Below are 20648 nucleotides of genomic sequence, written 5' to 3'. Positions count from 1 at the left end.
GCGGGCCGCGGCATCGGCGGAATCGCCGGTGCTCCAGTCCGCGGCCTCGTTCGCCGGCTGTCTGACCGCCGCCTTGCTCAAGGGTGCCGGGCCGTCAGCCGGCGGCGAGGGCCTCCTCCACGGTGGCGTAGCGGGTGAGGATGCGGTCGAGGTTGGTGATGTGCAGCACGTCGTCGACCAGGGGGCGGGTGCCGGTCAGCCGCAGCCAGCCCCCGGTCTCGGCGAGCCTCGACCGCGTCCGCACGAACAGGTTGAGCCCGCTGGAGTCGCACATCGGCACGTCCGACAGCTCCAGCACCAGGTGCAGCTCCGGACGTTGGGTCAGGTCGGACAGGACGTCGGCGAGCGGGGCAAGGGTGTCGTAGAGGACCTTGCCCCGCACCGACACGACGACGGCACCGTCGCGGTCGGTGACGTCGGCGGTGACGTGTTCATCCGCCACCTGGGATTCGTCACGGTCCAGGGAGAACTCCACAACCCCGAGCGTAACGGGAACCTGCGGACAGCCGCAGGGTCCGTTTCCCGCGCGGCGCGGTTGGGAATCCGTACACCGGCCGCGGGTGGCACGAGCGGCCGGTGTGACGGATGGGTCGCACACGCGACTGTGTTTGGTTTGCCGAGGGGTGAGCGAGGCATGGCGGCGACGGTGGAAGCGCGCTGGCTCGAAGCGTTCAGCGCGATTCTCGACGGATCGCACCTGTTCCAGCCGGACGGGCTGGCGACGGCGGTGGACACGGCGCTGGCGCCGCTCGGGATCGACGCGACCATCTACCTGGTCGACGAGGAGCAGCGGGTCCTGTGTCCGGTGCCGCGTCCAGGGCGCCCGCTGCCCCCGCCGCAGCCGGTGGAGACGACGGCGGCGGGGCGCGCGTTCGCGATGGTCACGTCGAAGCCGATGGGCGACCGCGGCTGGTGCGTGCCGATGGTCAACGGCACCGACCGGCTCGGGGTCGTCGAGTTCGAGGTCGGCGAGGCCGAGCCGCAGGTGCGCGACGGATCCCTGCGGGCCCGCTGCGAGACCCTCGCCGGGCTGATCGGCCATCTGGTCACCGTCACCTCCCACAAGGGTGACTTCCTCGCCCAGGTGCGCCGGTCCCGGTCGATGACGCCGGCCGCGGAGCTGCTCCGGCAGCTGCTGCCGCCGCTCACGTCGGCCTGCGAGCGGATGGTGATCAGCGCGATCCTCGAGCCGTGCTACGACGTCGGCGGCGACGGCTTCGACTACGCGATCGACGGCGCGCGGGCCAGGATCGTGATCCTCGACGCCGTCGGGCACGGGCTCGCCGCCAGCCTCGCCTGCGGGGTGGCGATGTCGGCGCTGCGCGCGGTCCGCCGCGCCGACGGTGACCTGCGGGAACAGGCCCGCGCCGCCGACACCGCGCTGACCGAGCAGTTCCCGGACAGCCGGTTCGTGACCGCCGTGCTGGCGGAGCTCGACCTGGAGGCCGGGCGGCTGCGGTACATCAACGCAGGACACCCACGGCCGCTGCTGCTGCGCACCGGGCGGGTCGTGCACGACCTCGCGGCCGGCCGCCGCATGCCGCTCGGGGTGCACGACGACGTCGAGGTGGCCGAGGAGGACCTGGAGGGCGGCGACCGGCTCCTGCTCTACACCGACGGCGTCACGGAGGCCCGCGACGCCGCCGGGGAGGAGTTCGGCGTGCGGCGGCTCATCGACCTCACCGAGCGGCACGCGAGCGCCGGCCTGCCCGCGCCGGAGACCCTGCGCCGGCTCGCGCACGCCGTCGCCGAGCACCAGGGCGGCGCGCCGGCCGACGACGCCACCCTCGTGCTCGCCGAGTGGTCACCGGTCGCGGCGCTGCGCAGCGCTCCGTACCAGCAGCGCCTGACCTGACCGCGCACCGGCCGTGACGTCGGTCTCGTCGTCGAACTCGCCGATGACCTCCTCCAGGAGGTCCTCCAGGGCGACGAGGCCGACCGGCGCGCCGTCCTCGGTGGCGACGGCGAGTTGCGCCCGGGACTCCCGCATCGCCCGGACCGCGGCGAGCACGCTGGTGCGGGCCGGCAGGGTGAACGCGGTGATCATCAGGTCGGCGGCGGTCGCCGCCGTGCCGGCCGTCGTCGCCCGCAGCGCGTCGCGGACGTGCACGACACCGACGACGCCGCCCGTGGCGCCGACGACCGGGAACCTGGACCGGCCGGTGGACCGGTTGGCGAGCTCGACGTCGGTCGCGGTGGCGTCCAGCGGCACCGTCACCATCGCCGCCGCCGGGGTCATCACCTGCGTGACGGTGGTGTCCTGCAGCTGCAGCACCCGGCTGAGCAGCTCCTGCTGGTCCTGGGCGAGCGTGCCGTGCTGCCGGGACGACTCCAGCAGCATCATCAGCTCCTCCGGTCCGTGCGCCGCGGACAGCTCGTCCTGCGGCCGCACCTTGACGAGCCGCAGGCACGCGTTCGCGAGGCCGTTGAGCAGGGCCAGCAGCGGCCGCACGACCTGGGTGAACGCCCGGAACGGCAGCGCCAGCCCCCGCGCGGAGCGCTCCGGGTCGCTGATCGCCCACGACTTCGGCGCCATCTCGCCGACCACCATGTGCAGGAACACCACGACGGCGAGCGCGATCACGAACGCGATCGGGTAGCTGAACCGCTCGGGCAGCCCCACCGCGTGGAACAGCGGGTCGAGCAGGTGTGCGATCGCGGGCTCGGCGAGCGCGCCGAGCCCCAGCGAGCACAGCGTGATGCCCAGCTGCGCGCCGGCGAGCATCAGCGACAGCTCGCGGCTGCCGGCGAGCGCGGCGGCCGCGGCCCGGCTCCCGTCGGCGGCGGCCTGCTCGAGGCGGTGCCGCTTGCTGGCCACGAGGGCGAACTCGGCGGCCACGAAGAACCCGTTCGCCGCCAGCAGCACCGCCGACACCAGCAACGCCCAACCCGTGCTCACGCCGTCACCTCCGCTGCGCTCCGGCGCCGGCCTGAGCTCCAACCTGTCATGCTGGTTCGCAGCCCTCCGCTTCGCTCCGACCCGCTCACGCCGTCACCTCCGCTGCGCTCCGGCGCCGGCCTGAGCTCCAACCTGTCATGCTGGTTCGCAGCCCTCCGCTTCGCTCCGACCCGCTCACGCCGACACCTTCTTGGCGAGGACGGACACGCGGACGGTGTCGGGGACGTGGCGGTGCACGGTCAGGACCTCCAGGCGCACCTCGCGGGGCGGGGCGTCGTCGTCGGGGAGTGCGGGCGGCAGCGTGACCTCCACGGTGTCGCCGGGGCGCGGGATGCGGCCGAGACGCTGCAGCACGAGGCCCGAGACGGTGTCGTAGTCGTCGCTCTCCGGCAGCGTCACGCCGGTCATGCGGGCCACCTCGTCGACCCGCCAGCGGGCCGGGACGAGCCACGAGCCGTCCGGCTGGCGGACGGCGGACGGCTCCGGCGCGTCGTCCTCGTCGCGGATCGACCCGACCAGCTCCTCGGCGACGTCCTCCAGGGTGATGATGCCGGCGAAGCCGCCGTACTCGTCGATGACGCAGGCCAGCTGCCGGTGCTCGGTGCGCAGCCGCTCCAGGACCGCCGGCAGCGCCGCCGTCGACGGCACCAGGACCGGCGGCAGCGCGATCTCCGCCATCGTCATCGTGTGCCGGTCCGCGGCGGGCAGCGCCACGAGGTCGGCGCCGCCGACGACGCCGATCAGGTCGTCGACGCTCTCACCGACGACGGGGAAGCGGGTGTGCCCGGTGTCGAACAGCTCGACGAGGCGGATCGCCGGGTCGGTCGCGGCCACCGTGACCACGTCGACCCGGGCGATCATCGCCTCCTCGGCGGTGCGCGCCCGGAACGCGAGCCCGCGCTGCAGCAGCTGCGAGGTGTCGGCGTCGAGCAGCCCGCCGGTGCGCGACTCGGCGATGATGCGCTCCAGGTCCTCCGGGGTGGCGCCCTCGGGCAGCTCCTCGATCGGCTCGATGCCGACCCGCCGGAGCAACCGGTTCGCCGCCGCGTCGAACATGCGGATCACCGGGCTGGCCGCCGCCAGGTACACCAGCGTCAACCGGGCCAGGGCCCGGGCGAGGGCCTCCGGCCGGGCGATCGCCCAGTTCTTCGGGCCGAGCTCACCGAGGACCATCTGCACCACGGTCGCCGTCAGCAGCGCCAGCACCACCGCCGCCGACGCGCTCGCCGCTTGCGGCACCCCGGCCGTGCCGAGCAGCCGCGCGAGCCCCGTGCCCAGGTAAGGCTCGGCGACAAAACCGACGAGCAGGGCCGTGACGGTGATGCCGAGCTGCGCGCCCGACAGCATGAAGGACAGTCGCCCGGTGACGCGCAGGGCGCGCCGCGACGCCAGGTCACCGTCGTCGGCGGCGCGTTTGAGCTTCGCGCGGTCCACGGCCACGTAGGCGAACTCGGCCGCCACGAAGTAGCCGGTGGCGGCGGTGAGGACCACGATGAGTGCGAGGCCGATGAGGATCAGCATGAGGGACCATTAGCCAGCCGGGCAGTGCCCGGCCCGGTACTCCAACCAACCATGATCCGACGCTAGCAGGCTTCGCTGAACGATCGCTGGGAAGCACCAGGGACCGGCGCAGCGCGACTGAATCGATACAGAGGGCGACCGATCCATCCGTGTCGCGGTGATTACCTCCGATGTCGCCGGGTATGGAGCGGCAATCCCCCGAACACCCTGGAGGTTGTGATGGCTGAGCTCGAACCCGCGGACCGGGGCGGGAACGGCGTGCGCCGCTCCGCCGGCGAGCTCGACCAGATGACCGGCGGGCGCGGCGGCCCGCCCGCGAACAAGGCCGTCACGCGGATGCCGCGGTGCGGCCACCGGGCCGCGGACTACCTCGCCGGGCACGAGCCGGAGGGCGTCCTGGAGTGCGTGCGGGACGCCGCCCGCGGCCGCCCCGACACGTTCCTGCTCGCGGCCGCCGCGGCGGGGTTCGTCGTCGGCCGGCTCGGCGAGGGCGACTTCCGGGACGGACAGCCGGGCGACGGCGACCTGTGGCGCGCGTACAACGGCAGCTCGTACAACGGCCGCGGCTACAACACGAGCGGCCAGGCGCGGACGACCCGCTGAAACCCGGCACGCGACGTGAAAGCACGCGGTGTGAGGGCGGGGGCGCGGACCGGCCGCGCCCCCGCCGTCATGCGCTGGTGACCGGCGGCTCCGCCGACCACGGGAAGTTGATCCAGCGTTCCGTGCGCCGCCACACGTACTCGCACGGCACGACGCTCTGCGGCTTCTCGTACAGCACCGCGATGCGCACCTCCGAGGCGTGCGCGACGCAGAAGTCGCGCACGACCCGCAGGGTGGCGCCGGTGTCGGCGACATCGTCCGCGATGAGCACCCGCGCGCCGGCGAGATCCTCGCCGTCGGGGGTCGGGCGCAGCACCACCGGAGCCTCGGTCCGCTCGTCGACGCCCGTGTAGTACAGGACGTTCATCATCACGATGCTCTTCACGTCGAGCGCGTACCCGAGGGCGCCGGCCAGCAGCAGCCCGCCGCGGGCGATGGACAGCACCACGCCGGGCCGGAACCCGTCGTCGGCGACCGCCTGCGCCAGCTCCCGCGAGGCCGCGCCGAACTCCTGCCAGCTCAGCTCTTCCCGCTCTTCCATCGCCTACCCTTCGAGCGCCTTCCACGGCTTGGGGGTCCACACCCAGTGTCCGTTGACGTGGGCCAGACCGTCGAACGCCATGCCGGAGTCCTTGCCCGGTTCGGTGTACTTCCACCGGTACCAGGTGACCCCGGGCTGCAGGTGCGGCCCGACGTCCTTGTAGCCGCCGGGGAACTCGGCCTCGGCCGCGGCGGTCCACGCCTTCAGGTCGTCGCTGCTGGCCTTGGCCACCTTCAGCTCGGTCTGGCCCGCGCTGCCGGCGACCTCGACCTTCTGCCCGGTCCACACGTTCTTCTTGTAGAACTGCTCGGCCTTGGCCGCGGCGGCGCCCACGAACAGTGCCTTGTAGTCCTCGGCCGTCGGCTGCAGCTTCTGTACGAGCGCGGGGTCCTTCGGCAGCGCCTGCAGCAGCGCCTTCGCGCCGTCGTCGCCCTTCGGGTACTGGTCCCCGCCCTGGGTCGCGGCCGCCCCGGCGGTGGTCGCCGGTGCGGCGGGGGAGTCGGCCTCGTCGGCCTTGCAGCCGGCGGCGGTGAGGCCGATCAACGTCACCAACAAAGTCGAAAGCGCCAGGCGCTTCATGCATGCTCCTTGATCGTCGGTTCGTGTGCGCGGACCAACGTACAAAGGCGATGCAACGGCCTATTTCAGGAACGCGCTGACCGTCGTCGCGAGCCAGGCCGGGTCGTCGAGCCACGGTGAGTGCCCGCCGGCGGGCTGGACGGCCACCTCGGCGTGCGGGAACAGGCCCGCGTAGTCGGCGGCGCGCTTCGGCGGCAGCGCCACGTCATACTCGCCCGCGATCAGCAGGACCCGCGCCCGCAGGCCACCGATCGCCGTCCGGGCCGCCGCCGCGTCGACGCCGTCGTAGTACACCTTCGCCGCCTCCTCGTTGCGCAGCCGGTCCTGCTCGGCGGCTTGCGCGCGGACGGCGTCGTCCCACCGCCCGGACATGAACGGCGTGATCGCCGCCCAGTCGGCGGCGACGGCCTCGCCGGCCCACACCCGCTCGAACGCGGTGAACGCGGTCGGGAACCACGGCTCGGCGTGGCGCAGCCGCGCGACCTCCCGCCGGTCCGCGTCGGCGACCTCCAGGCCCACCACCCGGGGCGACGGGTTCACCAGCACGAGCCGGCCGATCCTGTCGCGGTGGCGGGTGGCGTACAGCACCGCGACGGCCGCACCGGCGGAGTGCGCCAGCAGGTCGATCCGGTCCAGCCCGAGGTGCTCCCGCAGCGCCTCGACGTCGTCGGCGAGCCGGTCGCAGCGGTAGGTCGACGGGTCGCGCGGCTCCTCCGACCCGCCGGTCCCGCGCAGGTCCAGCCGCACCAGGTCGTGATGCGCGGACAGCCCGCCGAGGTCGCCGAGGTACGACGAGGCCACCATCGGCCCGCCCGGGACGCAGATCAGCGGGCTGCCGGCGCCGCCGCGGTGGTACGCGAGCCGGGTGCCGTCGGCACCGTCGAAGAAGTCCACCGGGCGATGATATGCGTGCCGCTCGATCGAGTCCCGCCCGCGTTTCGCGCCGGACCCGGTGGGGCATGGGCATGACGTGGGCGGGCAGGAGCGCAGCGGATGGCTGCGAACCGGGTTTGAGGTGCTTGGCTCAGGCCGGCGCCGGAGCGCAGCGGAGGCGGCGGCATGAGCCGTCTCGTTCGCGTCATGGCCGCGGCGGTCGCCCTCGTGGTCGGCGCCGGCTGCGCCATCGGCACCGGCGGCACCGGCGGCGACCAGGAGCAGCGCGGCGCCCCGCTCGGCGGCGTCCTGGGCCGCGCGCCCGACGCCACCCGCGCCGACCAGACCGCGCGCGACGCCATCGCCGACGTCGAACGGTTCTGGTCCGCCGCCTACCCGCGCCTGTCCGGCGGCGCGCCCTTCCGCCCCGTGACCGGCGGCTACCACCCGTACACCCGGCAGGACCCGCCGCCGCCGTGCGGGCCCGAACGGTGGCGGTACCAGCCGAACGCCTTCTACTGCTCGGCCGGCGACTTCATCGCCTGGGACGCCGAGACCCTCGTCCCGCAGCTCGACGCCGACTTCGGCCGGCTGCTCGTCGCGGTCGTCCTCGCCCACGAGTACGGCCACGCCGTGCAGACCCGCCTCCAGCAGGGCGGCCAGCCGACGATCGTGCTGGAGCAGCAGGCCGACTGCTATGCCGGCAGCTGGATCGCCGACATCGCCGCCGGGCACTCCTCGAAGTTCGCCGCCGCCACCCCCGCGGAGCTCGACAGCACCGTCGCCGGCATGCTCACGCTCCGCGACGAGCCCGGCGTCCCGGCCCAGGCCGAGCAGGCGCACGGCAACGCCTTCGACCGGGTCCGCGCCCTGCAGGAGGGCGTCGAGCAGGGCGCCGGCCGGTGCGCCGCGTACCACGCCCGCAACCTGCCGGTGACCGAGGTCCCCTTCAGTTCCGAGGAGGAGGCCGCGTCCGGCGGCGACCTGCCCTACGAGCAGGCGGTGTCCGAGCTGTCCGCCGACGCCTCCGCGTACTGGAGCCGCGCCTACCCCCGGCTCACCGGCAAGCCGTGGAAGCAGGTCGAGGTGGTCCCGTTCGACCCCGCCGACCCGCCCGACTGCCCCGGCCAGGACCCGTCGCCGGCCTTCGCCTGCACGAGCCGGGACTTCATCGCCTTCGACGACAAGCAGCTCGGCCCGCAGCTGTACGAGCACATCGGCGACAACGCCATCGGCATGCTCCTGGCCGACCTGTTCGCCCGCGTCGCCCAGGAACGCCGTGGCGCACCGGCCACCGGCCGCGAGGGCCAGCTGACGGTCGACTGCCTGGCCGGCTCGTGGACCAACGACCTGCTCAACCGCACCGAGGGCCTCCGCCTCTCCCCGGGCGACCTGGACGAGGCCGTCGCCGCCCTGCTGGTCTTCGGCCGCGCGGGCTCCGGCAACGACGCCACCGCCTTCGACCGCATCGCCGCCTTCCGCGACGGCACCCTGGGCGGCCTGCCCAAGTGCGTCTAGGTTCTGTGCCGCCGGCCCGGCCGCGTCGCTTCCGGTTGGCTCGGGAGGAGTAGGCCTTGTCGGCGGTCACCGGGTCCGGGCGTTGTGCGGGGTCGTCAAGGCCGACCAGGACGTGAACCGCAAGGCCAGAGGGTCATCAGCCAATGGTGGTCCGGATCAGGGTGGCGCAGGTGTCCGGGGCGTCGGAGAACGGGAGGTGGCCGCAGCCCTTGAGGCTGACGTGGCGGGCGTGTGGCAGTACGGCGGCGGCGCGGCGGGACTGGAAGGCGGGGAGGATCGCGTCGCGGGTGCCCCAGGCGACGGTGACCGGGATGGTGTCGAGGGTGCCGGGGTCGGTGAAGCGGTGGCCGGCGAACGCGGACCTGGCGGCGGTGAAGGCGGGGGCGGCCACCAGGGCGTCGACGTCGGCGAGGCACACTGCGGGGTCGAGGCGGGCCGGGTGGCCGAAGAACAGGCCGAACACGGCGATCCGGCCCGCGGCCGTCGACGCGAGGGCGGGCAGCGCGGGGCGGGTGAGGCGGCCGAAGACCCGGGCGCCGGTCACCGAGGCCTGGCACCAGCGACGGGAGAGCGGGCCCCAGAAGCCGATCGGGGCGAACGCGGTCACCGACCTGGCCACGCCGCGGCGGCCCAGCTCGAGCGCGATCCCACCGCCGAGCGAGCTGCCCGCCACATGGAACGACGCCGCACCCGGGAACGCGGCGGCGGCGAAGCTGGTCACCGCGTCGGCGAACGAGGCCACGTCGGCGTCGGCGCCCGTGCGGGAGGCGCCGACGGAGACGCCCGCGGTCGGTGGGGAGGCGCCGAAGCCCGGCAGGTCCAGCGCCAGCACGTCGAAGTGGGGGCGGAGGGCGGGCAGGACCGGCTCCCACAGCTGCCAGCGGCTGCCGATGCCGTGGAGCAGGACCAGGGGCTCGCCGGTGCCGGACCGGTGGTGCGACAGCGAGGTCACGAGGGTCACCGTACGTTGTTGACAGCCAGCCAACAACAGGGCACGGTGGCTGCCATGCGGATGAGCGGGGAGACCGTCGAGCGGGGGCGGAGGCTGGAGCCTGACGTCCGCCGGGAGCAGATCCTCGCCGTCGCGGTGCGGCTGTTCGGGGAGCGGGCCTACGCGGACGTGTCCACCACGGACATCGCCGAGGCGGCCGGGGTCGCCCGCGGGCTGATCAACCACTACTTCGGCACGAAGAAGGGCCTGTTCGTCGAGGCGGTCCGGGTGCTCGTGACGATCCCCGCGGTCGCCGTGGAGCAGCTGCCGGACGGCGACCTGGCGACCCGGGTCGACGCCAGCGTCACCTGGTTCCTCGACGTGGTGTCCCGGCACAGCCGGTCGTGGCTCGCGGCCGTCGACGGCGGTGGGGTCGGGCGGGACCCGGACATCGAGCGGGTGCTCCGCGAGGCCGACGACATCGCCGCCGACAGCATCCTGGTGGCGGTCGGGCTCGACGGCCAGGCCGAGCACCGCGACGAGCTGCGGGCGATGGTCCGGGCCTACTGCGGGCTGGCGAAGGCGACCGCCCGCGAGTGGCTGGAGCGCGGCGTGCTCAGCCGGGACCAGGTGCATGTGCTGCTGTCGACCAGCCTCATCACCCTCGTGGAGCAGGTGTTCAGGAAGCTATGACGCGGATTCTGGTCGTCGGCGCCGGGTTCGGCGGGATCGCGGCCGCGCACCTGTTGCGCCGGGCCGGGTTCCGCGATCTGACCATTGTGGACAAGGCGGATGGCGTCGGCGGGGTCTGGCGCGACAACACGTATCCGGGCTGCGCGTGCGACATCCCGGCGCCGCTGTACTCGTACTCGTTCGCGCCGAACCCCGACTGGTCGCAGCGCTTCCCGCCGCAGCCGGAGATCCTCGGCTATCTCCGGCGGTGCGTCCGTGACTTCGGCCTGGAGCCGCACCTGCGGCTCGGCGCCGAGGTCGTGGCCGCCGCCTGGACCGGCGAGCGGTGGCGGGTGTCCTATCAGGACGGTTCCGGCGACGAGTTCGACGTCCTCATCCCGGCGATGGGGCAGCTGTCGCGGCCGGTGATCCCGGCGCTGCCGGGCGCGGAGGAGTTCACCGGCCCGGCGATGCACACGGCGCGCTGGAATCCGGGCGTCGACGTGACCGGCAGGCGGGTCGGCGTCATCGGCACGGGGGCCAGCGCGATCCAGCTGGTGCCGGCGATCGCGCCGCACGCCGCGCGGGTCACCGTCTTCCAGCGCACGGCGCCGTGGACGCTGCCGAAGCCGAACCGGCGGTACGGGAGCTGGCGGCGGGCCCTCAACCGCAGGGTCCCGGCGGTGATGCGGGTCGCGCGGGCCGGCACGTGGCTGCTCACCGTCGTGACGGGCAAGGCGGTGACCGGCAACCGGCCGGCGCGCCTCGCGGTCTGGACACTTTCCAGCGCGCAGCGCGTGCTGCAGGCGCGCGGCATCCGGCAGCGGGTCACGCCGGACTACGCGATGGGGTGCAAGCGGGTGCTGTTCACCGGCGACTGGTTCCGGACGCTGCGCCGCCCCGACGTCGACCTGGTGACCGCCGACATCGCACGGGTGACCGCCCGGGGTGTCCGCACGGAGGACGGCGCCGAGCACGAGTGCGACGTCCTGGTGTACGGCACCGGCTTCGCGGCCACCGAGTTCCTCGCACCGGTGCGGATCACCGGGCGGGACGGGCGCGACCTGCAGGAGGAGTGGCGCGGCGGCGCCTACGCGCACCTCGGCATCGCGGTGCCGGGCTTCCCGAACATGTTCCTGATGTACGGGCCGAACACCAACACCGGCAACACGTCGGTGGTGTACTTCCACGAGGCGCAGGCCCGCTACATCGTGCAGGCGGTGCGGATGCTGGCGGGCCGGGGTCCGGTGGAGGTGCGGGCGGAGGTCGCGGGCGCGTTCGACGCCGAGATGCAGCGCCGGCTCGGCGACAGCGTCTGGGTGGGCTGCGACAGCTGGTACCGCACCGGCGGCGGGCGCGTCGTCACCAACTGGCCGGGGATGGCGGCCGAATACGCGGCGCGCACGGCTGAGCTGAGCGAAGCGGACTACACAGCGAACTACCCAGAGGACTCCACAGCGGCGCGCTGAGGCGCGCCGAACCGCATCCGGAAGTCGCCGGCGACGAACGACAGCAGCGGCCGGCGGCCGGCGAGGAACCGCAGCGGGCCCTCGGGAGCGAACGTCCACACGACCCGGGCGGGGCCGTAGCGCGCGGTCGAGCGCACCGGCGTCGTCTCGGCGCGCCCCGCGAGGGCCTGCACGACCCGGAACCTGGCCGGCAGCCGCGGCGGCAGCCCGTCCCCGCGCGGCAGCACCGCCGACGCGATCGGACCGTCCACTGTGGACGCGGAGGCCGGGCCGGACACGGACGGGATCGTCAGGTCGGCGAGGTCCTTCGGGATGCCCCAGAGCTCCCGGCCGCCGTCCCGGGACGCGACGCTGTCCACCCAGATGTGCGTGATGGTGACGCGCGGCCGCCAGCCGGCCCGGGTCAGCACGGCCGAGAGCAGCTCCCGGTAGGCCATGTCGCCGCCGGGCCGGTAGTCGACCCACGCGGTGCCGACGAACGCCCGTCTCCCGACGCGCAGCACCCGGACGGCGCCGTCCAGCGCCGGCGGCAGCGCGGGCACGTCCGCGACCGGCACGGCCCACACGGACACGTGCATCCGGCCGCGCAGAGACCACGGCGAAGGTGGATACGGCATCGATGGGCTTCCCTCCACGACGGCACTCTACGCCTCTTGACAGCCTGCCAACAAGCAGAGCTTAATCGATCCTCAGGAAACAGCGTTTCGTCCAGCGATACACGTCAGGAGGTAAGCGCTCGATGTTCTCCAAACGGCTGACCGCCCTGTCCGCCCTGCTCATCGCCGCCACGGTGAGCCTGACCGCACCGGCGCGGGCGGCGACAGCTGCCGGCGCATGGACCCAGGTCAGCAACACCGTCGACGTCTCGTGCGCCGGGCTGACCTACCGGCCGTCGGCGGACTGGTTCCTGCCCGCCGGCACCGCCAAGGGCCTGGTCTACCTGCAACACGGCTTCTCCCGCTCCAACGGCAACCTGGCCGACCTCGCCGAGCACTACGCCGCGGCCGGGTTCGTGGTCTTCGCGCCGACGCTGCCGTCCGCCGACATCTTCGGCTGCACTGTCAGCAACCTCGGCAACAACGCCCCGTTCCTGAACAACGTCGCGACCTGGCTCGGGCAGGCGAACAGCGCAAGCGGCGCGCTCGCCCGCAGCTACGCCGACGCGCTGAGCAAGGCGGGCCGCCCGGCGGGCGCCCTGCCGACGTCGTACGTGATCGCGGGCCACTCGGCCGGCGGTGAGGTCGCCGCGTATGTCGCGAACCGGCTGCGCACCACCTTCCCGTCGCAGTTCGCCCGGGTGCGCCTCGTCCAGCTGCTCGACCCGGTGAAGTCGTTCATCGGCTCCAACACGGCCACCGGCCTGAAGGGCCTCAACCTGACCAGCACGCCGGTCCTCGCGATCTCGTCCCCGCCGTACCTCGCCAACTCCAACGCGAACGGGACGGTCGAGCTCACCAGCGACGTGCACCGGCCGTTCCTCGGCGTCCGTCTCACCACCGGCTCCCACTGCGACGCGGAGGGCGCGAGCACCGACGGGCTGTGCACCGTGCCCAACGGCGCCTCCCAGCCGGGCAACGTCACGGCGCTGCAGACCTTCGCGGTCGCCTGGGCCGGCGACGCCGTCGCGGGCACGACGACCGCCACGTACTACCCCGGCGGCGCGTACTACCAGTCGCTGCTGACGGGCGGCGTGACGCAGACGCTCAGCGGCAGCTGAGCCCGACCCATCGAACAACGGCCCGCCGTCGATGCGAACCAGGCATTGACGGCGGGCCCCACTGTTCCCGTACGCTGACGCGTGTCGTAAAGGAAACTGTGTTTCACTAGAGGAAACAGAGGTCCGAATGGCTCAACGCTTCAGCCGCCGCGGCGTGCTGCTCGCAGCCGGTGGCACCGCCCTTGCGGGTGCTGCCGGCGCCCTGATCGGCCCGTCCCGGGCGGACGCCGCGTATTCGAACGTCGGCACCTACGGCACCACGGTCAACGGCGACCAGGCCGACGTGTACCACCCCGGCACCTCCTCACCGCACCAGCCGTGGCCGGTCGTCCTGCTGCTGCAGGGTGCGAACGTGGGCCGGTCCTCCTACGCCGGGTTCGCGCGGAAGGTCGCCTCCTACGGCTTCGTGGTCGTCGTCCCCGACCACACCCGGGTCATCTTCGGCGTCCCCGGCCTGTACGCCGACGGCGCCGAGGCGACCTGGACCGTCGCCTGGGCCGCCGCCGAGAACGCCCGCACCGGCTCGCCGCTCAAGGGCCAGATCGACGCGGGCACGCTGCTGCTCACGGGCCACTCGTTCGGCGGTGCCGCCGGGCTCGGTCTCACCACGGGCCTGTCCACGCCGCCGTTCACCGACGTGCCGATCCCGGCGCCGGCGCAGCTGCGAGCGGCCGCGTTCTACGGCACCAACAACGCCGCCCCCGGCTCGCCGGTGATCCCGCCGGTCGCCAACACCGTCCCGGTCGCGCTCATCCAGGGCGCCGTGGACGGCATCGGCACCCCAGCCAACGGCCTCGGCACGTATGCGGTCCTGCAGGGCGCGCCGAAGCTGTACGTGAGTGTCGCCGGCGCCAACCACTACGGCATCACCGACGCGCAGAACCCGGCCGGTGCCCGGCCGGACCTGTCGCCGCAGACCCTGAACCAGGCGGCGGGTGTGGAGAACATCGCCCGGTGGGCCGCGCTGTGGCTGCGCGCCCAGCTCGGCGACCCGGTCGGCGCCGCCTGGGTCTACGGCATCGGCGACGCCGTCGACGCCGGCGTGGAGACCCAGTTCGTGCGCTGAACACGCCTGCGGGGGCGCCCCACCGCGCCCCCGCAGCCTCGCGCGCCCCCGCAGCCTCGCGCGCCCCCGCAGCTCGCCGCCCCCGCAGCCTCGCCCGCGCCCCCGCAGCTTCGCTTGCCGGATGGCAACGAACCGCCGCTGAGCAGGGTCGATAGGGTTCACCGATCCGGAGTTGGGACGGTTTCTCGGTGGACATGAGCCTGCACGTGCAAGGCCGCATCGGTGGCGGCGTCGTCATCGTGGCCCGTGGCGATCTCGACTACGGGGCCACGGACCGGTTCCGCCAGTGCGTCGAGCGGTCGTTGCGGCCGCCGCCGGGCACGCTGCACCTCGACCTGCGCCTCGTCACGTTCATCGACTCCAGCGGCATCGGTGCCCTGGTGGCGGCGCACCGGCAGGCCGAGCAGGCCGGCTCGCGGCTGGTGCTGGAGAACCCGTCGGCGGTGCTGCTGCGCACGCTGCGCACCGCCGGGCTGATCAGTCTGTTCGGGCTCCCGCCGCAATAGGGACGTCCGCGACGGCGACCGGGCCCGCGGCCTGGACCGGCACCTTCGCGACGGGGCGCGCACGGCGCGGCGTCCAGTCCTTGAACGCGAGCACGCGCCGCTCGACCAGGTGCCACGACAGCGCGGCGGCGCCGAACGCGGCGGCCAGGGACATCGCGATGTAGGGCAGGTACCCCCACCGGTTCCAGCCGAGGCCGGCGAAGACCTGCTGGCCGATGAACCCGTAGATGTAGACGCCGTACGAGTAGTCGTTGCGCCGGCCGATCCACCGCAGCCCGGCCGGCATCCGAACGGACGCCCAGATCAGCGTGTACACCAGGGCCGGGAACCCGATCACGAAGAAGCCGCCGAACAGCAGCGACCCGGTGAGGGCGGCGAGGGCGGCGAACCCGGCGCCGTCGTGGATGACGACCCGGTCGCGGTACAGCTCCATCACCGCGCCGGCGAGGAACAGGAACCCCAGGTACATGAGCCAGTGGAACGACACCTCGCCCAGCAGCGGCAGGTGCACCTGGCCGTAGTGCGGGGTCGGCGGCCCCGTCAGCGGGCGGCCCTGGATCTGGTCGGTGACGACGACGCCGTACAGCGCGACGGCAAGGCACACGACCAGCCACCGCCTGCGGTGCAGGACCGCGGTGACGGCGAGCGCCCCGGCCAGGCCGTAGCACAGCACCTCGTAGATCAGCGACCACAACGCGCCGTCGAACACGCTGCCGCCGGACTGCCGCCCCCAGGGGGTGGACGCGCCGAGCAGGTCATGGATGCCGTACTGGCGGACGCCGGTGAACCAGTTGGCGGTGACGTACTGCAGCGGCCCCTTCGGACCGGACCAGAACCCTTTGAGCGTCCCCCATTCGTGCAACGCGACGAGCGGCGCGACCACGAACGCCGTCACGAGCAGGCACACCCACAGCGCCGGCAGGATGCGCAGCATCCGGTGCCACACGAACCGGCCGATCGTCGTGCGCGCCGCGCTGCGCGTGATGAGCAGCCCCGACAGCACGAAGAAGCCGAACACCGCGAGGGTGCCGGTGTTGGTCTGCCCGCGGAACAGCGACTCGCCGAGGTCCTCCCAGCCGAAGCCGAGCGACGTGCCGTGCGTGAACACGACGACGACCGCCAGGCCCAGCCGGATCGCGCCGATCCCGTTGTCCCGTCCTGCATACAGTTGCTCGAGCGTCGCGGGCCTGCGCCCGTGCCGCGGCCGGACTCGCGTCAACACATACCTCTCCCTCGCGCAGGCGCGACGGGTCAGGACGCGGGCCGGGCGGGCCAGCGTCAGACCTCGAGACAATCGCGGATTTCACGGGGGGAGTGGACGCGGGCTCCGCGTCCTCGACGAGGCTATCCCAACGATCTCGTGACGCAGTGTGAATGCGGGGCGGCAGCACGGTGAAGTGTCGACGGGTGAATCCCGGCGTCCGTTCACTCACCCGTTAGGCTTGCCGGCGTGCGCCTGGTGTCGTTGCTGCCGTCCGCGACGGAGATCGTCTATGCGCTGGGGCTCGGCGACGACCTGGTCGGCGTGACGTTCGAGTGCGACGAGCCGCCGGCCGCGCGGGCCGGCAAGACCGTGGTCGTCGGCGGGCGCGACACCCGCGGGATGGCGCCGGCGGAGATCGACGCGTATGTGCGGGAGCGGTTCGCCGCGGGCGAGGACCTCTACACGCTGCACGCCGGCGCCCTGGCCGCGCTCGACCCGGAGCTGATCCTGACGCAGGACCTGTGCCGGGTGTGCGCGCTGCCGTCGGGGCACGTGTCCGACGCCCTGGAGCACCTCGGCTGCCGCGCCGACGTGCTGTCGCTGGACCCGCACTCCCTCGCGGAGGTGCTCGGCACGATCGTGGCGGTCGGCGCCCGCGCCGGGGTGCCGGACCGGGCGGACCGGCTGGTCGCGGACCTGCGGGCGCGGCTGGACGCGGTCGCCGCGGCGGTCGCCGGGCGCCCCCGGCCGCGGGTGCTCGTCGTGGAGTGGGTCGACCCGCCGTTCACCGCCGGCCACTGGGTGCCGGACCTGGTCACCGCCGCCGGTGGGGAGCCGGTCGCGGCGCATCCCGGCGCGCGGTCACAGGCGACGACCTGGGACGCGCTGACCGCGGCGGGGCCGGACGTGGTCGTGGTGTCGCCGTGCGGGTTCCACCTCGACGGCGCCGCCGAGCAGGCCCGGCTCGTCGCGCCGCGCTTCCCGGACGCCGCGGTGTGGGCGATCGACGCCGACGGCATCGTGGTGCGGCCCGGCCCGCGGCTCGTCGACGGGGTGGAGGCCCTGGCGGCACTGCTGCACCCGGAAGTGTGCCCGCCGGAATGGCGACGGACCCGTGCGACGCCCATTCAATGAGCGTCGCACGGGCCCGTCTTGCAAGCGGTCACCGGCAGGTGCGCGGCTTCCGCAGCAGGAGCATGAAGATCAGATGCCGCGGACGTTGTCCGCCTGCGGGCCCTTCTGACCCTGCGTGACGTCGTACTCGACCTTCTGGCCCTCGGTCAGCTCGCGGTAGCCGGAGCTCGCGATGGCCGAGTAGTGCACGAAGACGTCCGCGCCGCCGTCGTCCTGCTGGATGAAGCCGAAGCCCTTTTCGGAGTTGAACCACTTCACGGTACCGCTAGCCACACGTTCCTCCTGAAACAGACGAGTCCTACCGGCCATCGTTGCCGGCAGTGAAGACCTCGCCGGGACCCACGGTACTGCTCTTTCCCCCGCAGAGACAGCCGGGCAACCGTGCTGGTCACCCGAATCCCCTGGTGGTATGAGCCACAAAACGGGCTATTCACCGTATTTCTGGGTCACCTGGTAGCCCATTAGGGTGAACTTCTATGAGCGCGATCACCCATTTGGACCTCACAGGCTTCCAGCAAATGGACCAGTACGCCTGGCAGCACGAGCAGGGTCCGGTGATGACGCTGCACTTCTTCGACCTGCGCCCCGACCTGCCGGCCCCACTGCACGACCCAGCCGCGCTGTTCGCCGGCACGGCCCGGCGGACCGCGGCGGCCGGCGGCGGGCTCATCGACGCGGCCGTCGAGCCGGTCGACGGCGTGCCCGCCCTGCGGCAGGTGGTGAAGATCCGCCACCCCCAGGGCCACGGCCTGGTGTTCCTCGGCTCCTACACGATCCCGCGGGCCACCTGCAGCACCGTGCTGAAGGTACAGGCGACGGAGTCCGGCACGACCGGCGTCCGGGAGGCGCTCGTCTTCACGAAGCTCGGCCCCGACGGGATGAACAAGCCGTCGCCGTTCGCCCCGGACGCCACCGGCGGCCTGCCCACCCTCCACGCCGACGACGAGCAGTACGACGCCGAGTTCCCGCACCACCCGCTGACCGCGACCCGGGCGATGCTGCGCCGGCTGCTGCCGAGCATCCGCCTCGACGAACGCTTCAAGGCCCTGCCCCCGTTCTGACGCGTGTTCCGTACGATCCCTCCCATGTCGACCACGGCCTCCGGGTGTCTCTTCGGTCTCGCGTACGGCGACGCCCTCGGCAAACCCACCGAGTTCATGACGATCGACGCGATCGTCGCGCGCTACGGTCCCGGCGGACCCCGCGACCTGGAGGGCGACCCGGCGCTCGTCACCGACGACACGCAGATGACGCTCGCGGTCGGCTGGGCGCTGCTGGACGCTCCCGCCACCACCGCCGCCGCGCTCGAGCCGCCGCTGCGGGCCCGCTTCGTGGAGTGGGCGCACAGCCCCGACAACAACCGCGCGCCCGGCATGACGTGCCTGCGGGCGTGCGGCGGGCTCGCCCGCGGCGTGCCGTGGACCGAGGCGACCGTCGCCGGCTCCAAGGGCTGCGGCGCCAACATGCGCGTCGCGCCCGTCGGGCTCGTCCCCACCTACGACCTGGACACCCTCGCGGGCGTCGCCCAGCTACAGGCCGCCATGACCCACGGCCATCCGACGGCCCTCGCCGCCAGCGAGCTCACCGCGCTCGCCGTCCGCCTGCTCCGCGACGGAGCCGCCGTCGCGGAGCTGCCCGCCGCGCTGCGCGACCGGTGCGAGGCGCAGCGGACCACCTACCGGTCGGACTGGCTCGGCACCCTCTGGCAGCAGCCGTCGGTGAGCTCGCCGGAGCAGTTCATCAGCCGCGGCTGGGACGAGTGCCTCGACGTGCTCGACCGCCTCGACGACGCCCTGGCGGGCCCCGACGACGGCGGCGACCCGTGCGCGGCCACCGGGGCGGGCTGGATCGCCGAAGAGGCCCTGGCCACCGGCCTGCTGTGCGCGATCCGCCATGCGGACGACCCGGTGACCGCCCTCGCCCGCGCCGCCACCACCTCCGGCGACTCGGACTCGATCGCCTGCCTCGCCGGCGCCTTCCTGGGCGCGTCGCTGGGCATGACGGCGTGGCCGCTGCCGTGGCTGTCCCGCATCGAATACGCCACCGGCCTCGCCGCCCTCGGGCAGGTCTGGGACTGACCCGCCCGCACCGGCTACCGGGTGTGTTCCCGCAGCTGTGCGCGGGTGATGGCGGCGACGTCCGGGACGCCGGTGAGGGCCATCGTCAGGTCCAGCTCGGCGACGACGTTCTCCGCGACCTGCCGTACGCCGTCCGCACCGGCGATCGCGAGCCCGTAGATGTGCGGCCGCCCGAGCAGGCACGCGTCGGCGCCGAGGGCGAGCGCGACGAACACGTCCGCGCCGGAGCGGATGCCGCTGTCGAACAGGACGGTCGCGTCGGGGCCGACGGCGTCGCGGACGGTGACCAGCGCGTCGAGGGCGGCGACCGTGTGGTCGACCTGCCGGCCGCCGTGGTTGGACACGATGATGCCGTCGACCCCGGCCGCGACCGCGGTCCTGGCGTCGTCGGGGTGCAGGATGCCCTTGAGCAGGATCGGCAGCTTCGTGCGGCGGCGCAGCGTCTCCACGTGCCGCCAGCTCAGGCCCGGGTTGGAGTAGATGTCGAGGAAGGTCTCGACGGCGGCCCGCGGCTCCCTGGAGCGCAGGTTGGCGACCGTACCGCCGGGGTGGTTGCGCGCCATCGACCACAGCGTCCGCAGCGCGCCGAGCGTGACCTGCGGCTTGCCGGCGGGTGCGGTCATGCGCTCGCGGACGATCTCCATGAAGCGCGGGTCCGAGGTGTACTGGGCGATCCCCAGCCCTCGCGCGAACGGCAGCGAGCCCAGGTTGAGGTCCTGCGGCCGCCAGCCGAGCAGCGTGGTGTCGAGCGTGACGACGAGCGCGCGGGCGCCGCAGTCCTCCGCGCGCCCGATCATCGAGTCGACGAGCCGCTCGTCCGTCGACCAGTACAGCTGATACCAGAACGGGGTGTCGCCCATGCCGGCCGCGGTGCGCTCCATCGGGTCGCAGCCCTGGCTGGAGAAGATGTACGGCACGCCCGCCGCGGCCGCGCCCTCGGCGATGCGGACGTCGCTGCCGGGCGTCACGAGCGCGCCCGCGCCGACCGGGGCGAGCAGCAGCGGCGCGCGCAGCGGCGTGCCGGCCACCGTGGTGGTCAGGTCCCGCGCGGTGGCGCCGTGCAGCATCCGCGGCACGATCCGCCACCGCTCGAACGCGGCCCGGTTGTGCCGCATGGTGGCGCCACCGCCCGCGCCGCCCGCCACGTACGCCCACGCCTTCCGCGACATCGCCCGATGCGCCCGCCGCTCCAGCTCGTCGGCGTCGGTCGGCACGTCCGGCGCCCGCCCGAGCACGCCGGCACGGTAGATGGCGTTCTGCCTGAGCCGGCCCGGGCCGGGGGTGCTGGTCATGGTCGCCAATCTTCCTCACCGCACGGCGGCCGGCAAAGGGGCTAC

At 73.5% G+C, this 20648-nt stretch carries 22 protein-coding genes; 11 read left to right on the top strand and 11 right to left on the bottom strand.

Annotated features, from left to right (window positions below; translation table 11 throughout):
* Window positions 1–94: 94 nt before the first annotated feature.
* On the bottom strand, window positions 95–475 hold the full coding sequence (locus ACQEVZ_RS52750; protein ID WP_433383196.1) for an STAS domain-containing protein: 381 nt from the start codon (window positions 473–475) through the stop codon (window positions 95–97).
* Window positions 476–634: 159 nt separating this feature from the next.
* Here ACQEVZ_RS52750 and ACQEVZ_RS52745 point away from each other — a divergent pair, with 159 nt between their 5' ends.
* On the top strand, window positions 635–1855 hold the full coding sequence (locus ACQEVZ_RS52745) for a PP2C family protein-serine/threonine phosphatase (RefSeq protein ID WP_433383194.1): 1221 nt from the start codon (window positions 635–637) through the stop codon (window positions 1853–1855).
* Here ACQEVZ_RS52745 and ACQEVZ_RS52740 read toward each other — a convergent pair.
* On the bottom strand, window positions 1805–2899 hold the full coding sequence (locus tag ACQEVZ_RS52740; protein WP_433383192.1) for a hemolysin family protein: 1095 nt from the start codon (window positions 2897–2899) through the stop codon (window positions 1805–1807). The genes ACQEVZ_RS52745 and ACQEVZ_RS52740 overlap by 51 nt on opposite strands.
* A 174-nt stretch (window positions 2900–3073) precedes the next feature.
* Entirely contained in the window at window positions 3074–4420 is a 1347-nt protein-coding gene (locus ACQEVZ_RS52735; RefSeq protein WP_433383190.1) for a hemolysin family protein, read from the bottom strand.
* Window positions 4421–4639: 219 nt separating this feature from the next.
* Between ACQEVZ_RS52735 and ACQEVZ_RS52730 the strand changes: the two genes are divergently transcribed.
* On the top strand, window positions 4640–5023 hold the full coding sequence (locus ACQEVZ_RS52730) for a hypothetical protein (RefSeq protein WP_433383188.1): 384 nt from the start codon (window positions 4640–4642) through the stop codon (window positions 5021–5023).
* A gap of 67 nt (window positions 5024–5090) precedes the next feature.
* Here ACQEVZ_RS52730 and ACQEVZ_RS52725 read toward each other — a convergent pair whose 3' ends face one another.
* From ACQEVZ_RS52725 to ACQEVZ_RS52715, 3 genes are read right to left on the bottom strand one after another with little or no spacing between them, the layout of a single operon-like run.
* Entirely contained in the window at window positions 5091–5564 is a 474-nt protein-coding gene (locus ACQEVZ_RS52725) for a phosphoribosyltransferase (protein WP_433383186.1), read from the bottom strand.
* Window positions 5565–5567: 3 nt separating this feature from the next.
* Complete coding sequence (locus tag ACQEVZ_RS52720; RefSeq protein ID WP_433383184.1) at window positions 5568–6143, bottom strand: hypothetical protein; 576 nt, start codon at window positions 6141–6143, stop codon at window positions 5568–5570.
* A gap of 60 nt (window positions 6144–6203) precedes the next feature.
* Entirely contained in the window at window positions 6204–7037 is an 834-nt protein-coding gene (locus ACQEVZ_RS52715) for an alpha/beta fold hydrolase (protein ID WP_433383182.1), read from the bottom strand.
* A gap of 165 nt (window positions 7038–7202) precedes the next feature.
* Between ACQEVZ_RS52715 and ACQEVZ_RS52710 the strand changes: the two genes are divergently transcribed.
* Window positions 7203–8534 (top strand): neutral zinc metallopeptidase, encoded by a 1332-nt coding sequence (locus tag ACQEVZ_RS52710; protein WP_433383180.1) that lies wholly within the window; start codon window positions 7203–7205, stop codon window positions 8532–8534.
* A gap of 136 nt (window positions 8535–8670) precedes the next feature.
* On the opposite strand, the gene ACQEVZ_RS52705 is transcribed toward ACQEVZ_RS52710, so the two are convergent.
* On the bottom strand, window positions 8671–9486 hold the full coding sequence (locus ACQEVZ_RS52705) for an alpha/beta fold hydrolase (RefSeq protein ID WP_433383178.1): 816 nt from the start codon (window positions 9484–9486) through the stop codon (window positions 8671–8673).
* Window positions 9487–9540: 54 nt separating this feature from the next.
* On the opposite strand from ACQEVZ_RS52705, the gene ACQEVZ_RS52700 reads away from it, so the two are divergent.
* Both ACQEVZ_RS52700 and ACQEVZ_RS52695 read left to right on the top strand, forming a co-directional pair.
* Window positions 9541–10158 carry a TetR/AcrR family transcriptional regulator gene (locus tag ACQEVZ_RS52700; protein ID WP_344498483.1) on the top strand — a complete coding sequence of 206 codons (618 nt, stop codon included), beginning with the start codon at window positions 9541–9543 and terminating at the stop codon, window positions 10156–10158.
* A complete protein-coding gene (locus ACQEVZ_RS52695; protein ID WP_433383176.1) occupies window positions 10155–11606 on the top strand; it encodes a flavin-containing monooxygenase in 1452 nt (483 codons plus the stop codon). The genes ACQEVZ_RS52700 and ACQEVZ_RS52695 overlap by 4 nt, the downstream gene beginning before the upstream one ends.
* Here ACQEVZ_RS52695 and ACQEVZ_RS52690 read toward each other — a convergent pair.
* Complete coding sequence (locus ACQEVZ_RS52690) at window positions 11576–12241, bottom strand: acetoacetate decarboxylase family protein (RefSeq protein ID WP_433383174.1); 666 nt, start codon at window positions 12239–12241, stop codon at window positions 11576–11578. The genes ACQEVZ_RS52695 and ACQEVZ_RS52690 overlap by 31 nt on opposite strands.
* Before the next feature lie 104 nt (window positions 12242–12345).
* Between ACQEVZ_RS52690 and ACQEVZ_RS52685 the strand changes: the two genes are divergently transcribed.
* From ACQEVZ_RS52685 to ACQEVZ_RS52675, 3 genes are all read left to right on the top strand, one after another.
* Entirely contained in the window at window positions 12346–13323 is a 978-nt protein-coding gene (locus ACQEVZ_RS52685) for an alpha/beta hydrolase (RefSeq protein WP_433383172.1), read from the top strand.
* A gap of 127 nt (window positions 13324–13450) precedes the next feature.
* Window positions 13451–14389 (top strand): poly(ethylene terephthalate) hydrolase family protein, encoded by a 939-nt coding sequence (locus tag ACQEVZ_RS52680; RefSeq protein WP_433383170.1) that lies wholly within the window; start codon window positions 13451–13453, stop codon window positions 14387–14389.
* Between the two features lie 194 nt (window positions 14390–14583).
* Window positions 14584–14895 (top strand): STAS domain-containing protein, encoded by a 312-nt coding sequence (locus ACQEVZ_RS52675; protein WP_344498493.1) that lies wholly within the window; start codon window positions 14584–14586, stop codon window positions 14893–14895.
* On the opposite strand, the gene ACQEVZ_RS52670 is transcribed toward ACQEVZ_RS52675, so the two are convergent.
* Entirely contained in the window at window positions 14867–16117 is a 1251-nt protein-coding gene (locus ACQEVZ_RS52670; protein ID WP_433383168.1) for an acyltransferase family protein, read from the bottom strand. The two genes, ACQEVZ_RS52675 and ACQEVZ_RS52670, sit on opposite strands and share 29 nt — an antisense overlap.
* 228 nt (window positions 16118–16345) lie before the next feature.
* On the opposite strand from ACQEVZ_RS52670, the gene ACQEVZ_RS52665 reads away from it, so the two are divergent.
* Window positions 16346–17233: a cobalamin-binding protein gene (locus ACQEVZ_RS52665; protein WP_433383166.1), complete on the top strand. Its 888-nt coding sequence runs from the start codon at window positions 16346–16348 to the stop codon at window positions 17231–17233.
* A gap of 69 nt (window positions 17234–17302) precedes the next feature.
* Here ACQEVZ_RS52665 and ACQEVZ_RS52660 read toward each other — a convergent pair whose 3' ends face one another.
* Entirely contained in the window at window positions 17303–17506 is a 204-nt protein-coding gene (locus ACQEVZ_RS52660; RefSeq protein ID WP_344498499.1) for a cold-shock protein, read from the bottom strand.
* Between the two features lie 203 nt (window positions 17507–17709).
* Here ACQEVZ_RS52660 and ACQEVZ_RS52655 point away from each other — a divergent pair, with 203 nt between their 5' ends.
* Both ACQEVZ_RS52655 and ACQEVZ_RS52650 read left to right on the top strand, forming a co-directional pair.
* On the top strand, window positions 17710–18294 hold the full coding sequence (locus ACQEVZ_RS52655; RefSeq protein WP_433383164.1) for a hypothetical protein: 585 nt from the start codon (window positions 17710–17712) through the stop codon (window positions 18292–18294).
* 24 nt (window positions 18295–18318) lie between these two features.
* Complete coding sequence (locus ACQEVZ_RS52650; RefSeq protein ID WP_433383162.1) at window positions 18319–19311, top strand: ADP-ribosylglycohydrolase family protein; 993 nt, start codon at window positions 18319–18321, stop codon at window positions 19309–19311.
* A gap of 14 nt (window positions 19312–19325) precedes the next feature.
* On the opposite strand, the gene ACQEVZ_RS52645 is transcribed toward ACQEVZ_RS52650, so the two are convergent.
* Window positions 19326–20603: an alpha-hydroxy-acid oxidizing protein gene (locus ACQEVZ_RS52645; RefSeq protein ID WP_433383160.1), complete on the bottom strand. Its 1278-nt coding sequence runs from the start codon at window positions 20601–20603 to the stop codon at window positions 19326–19328.
* Window positions 20604–20648 lie beyond the last annotated feature (45 nt).

Origin of the sequence: Dactylosporangium sp. CA-152071 (assembly GCF_050936335.1) — a bacterium.
Taxonomy (GTDB): Bacteria; Actinomycetota; Actinomycetes; order Mycobacteriales; family Micromonosporaceae; genus Dactylosporangium; species Dactylosporangium maewongense.
This window is presented reverse-complemented; position numbering and strand designations above follow the sequence as displayed.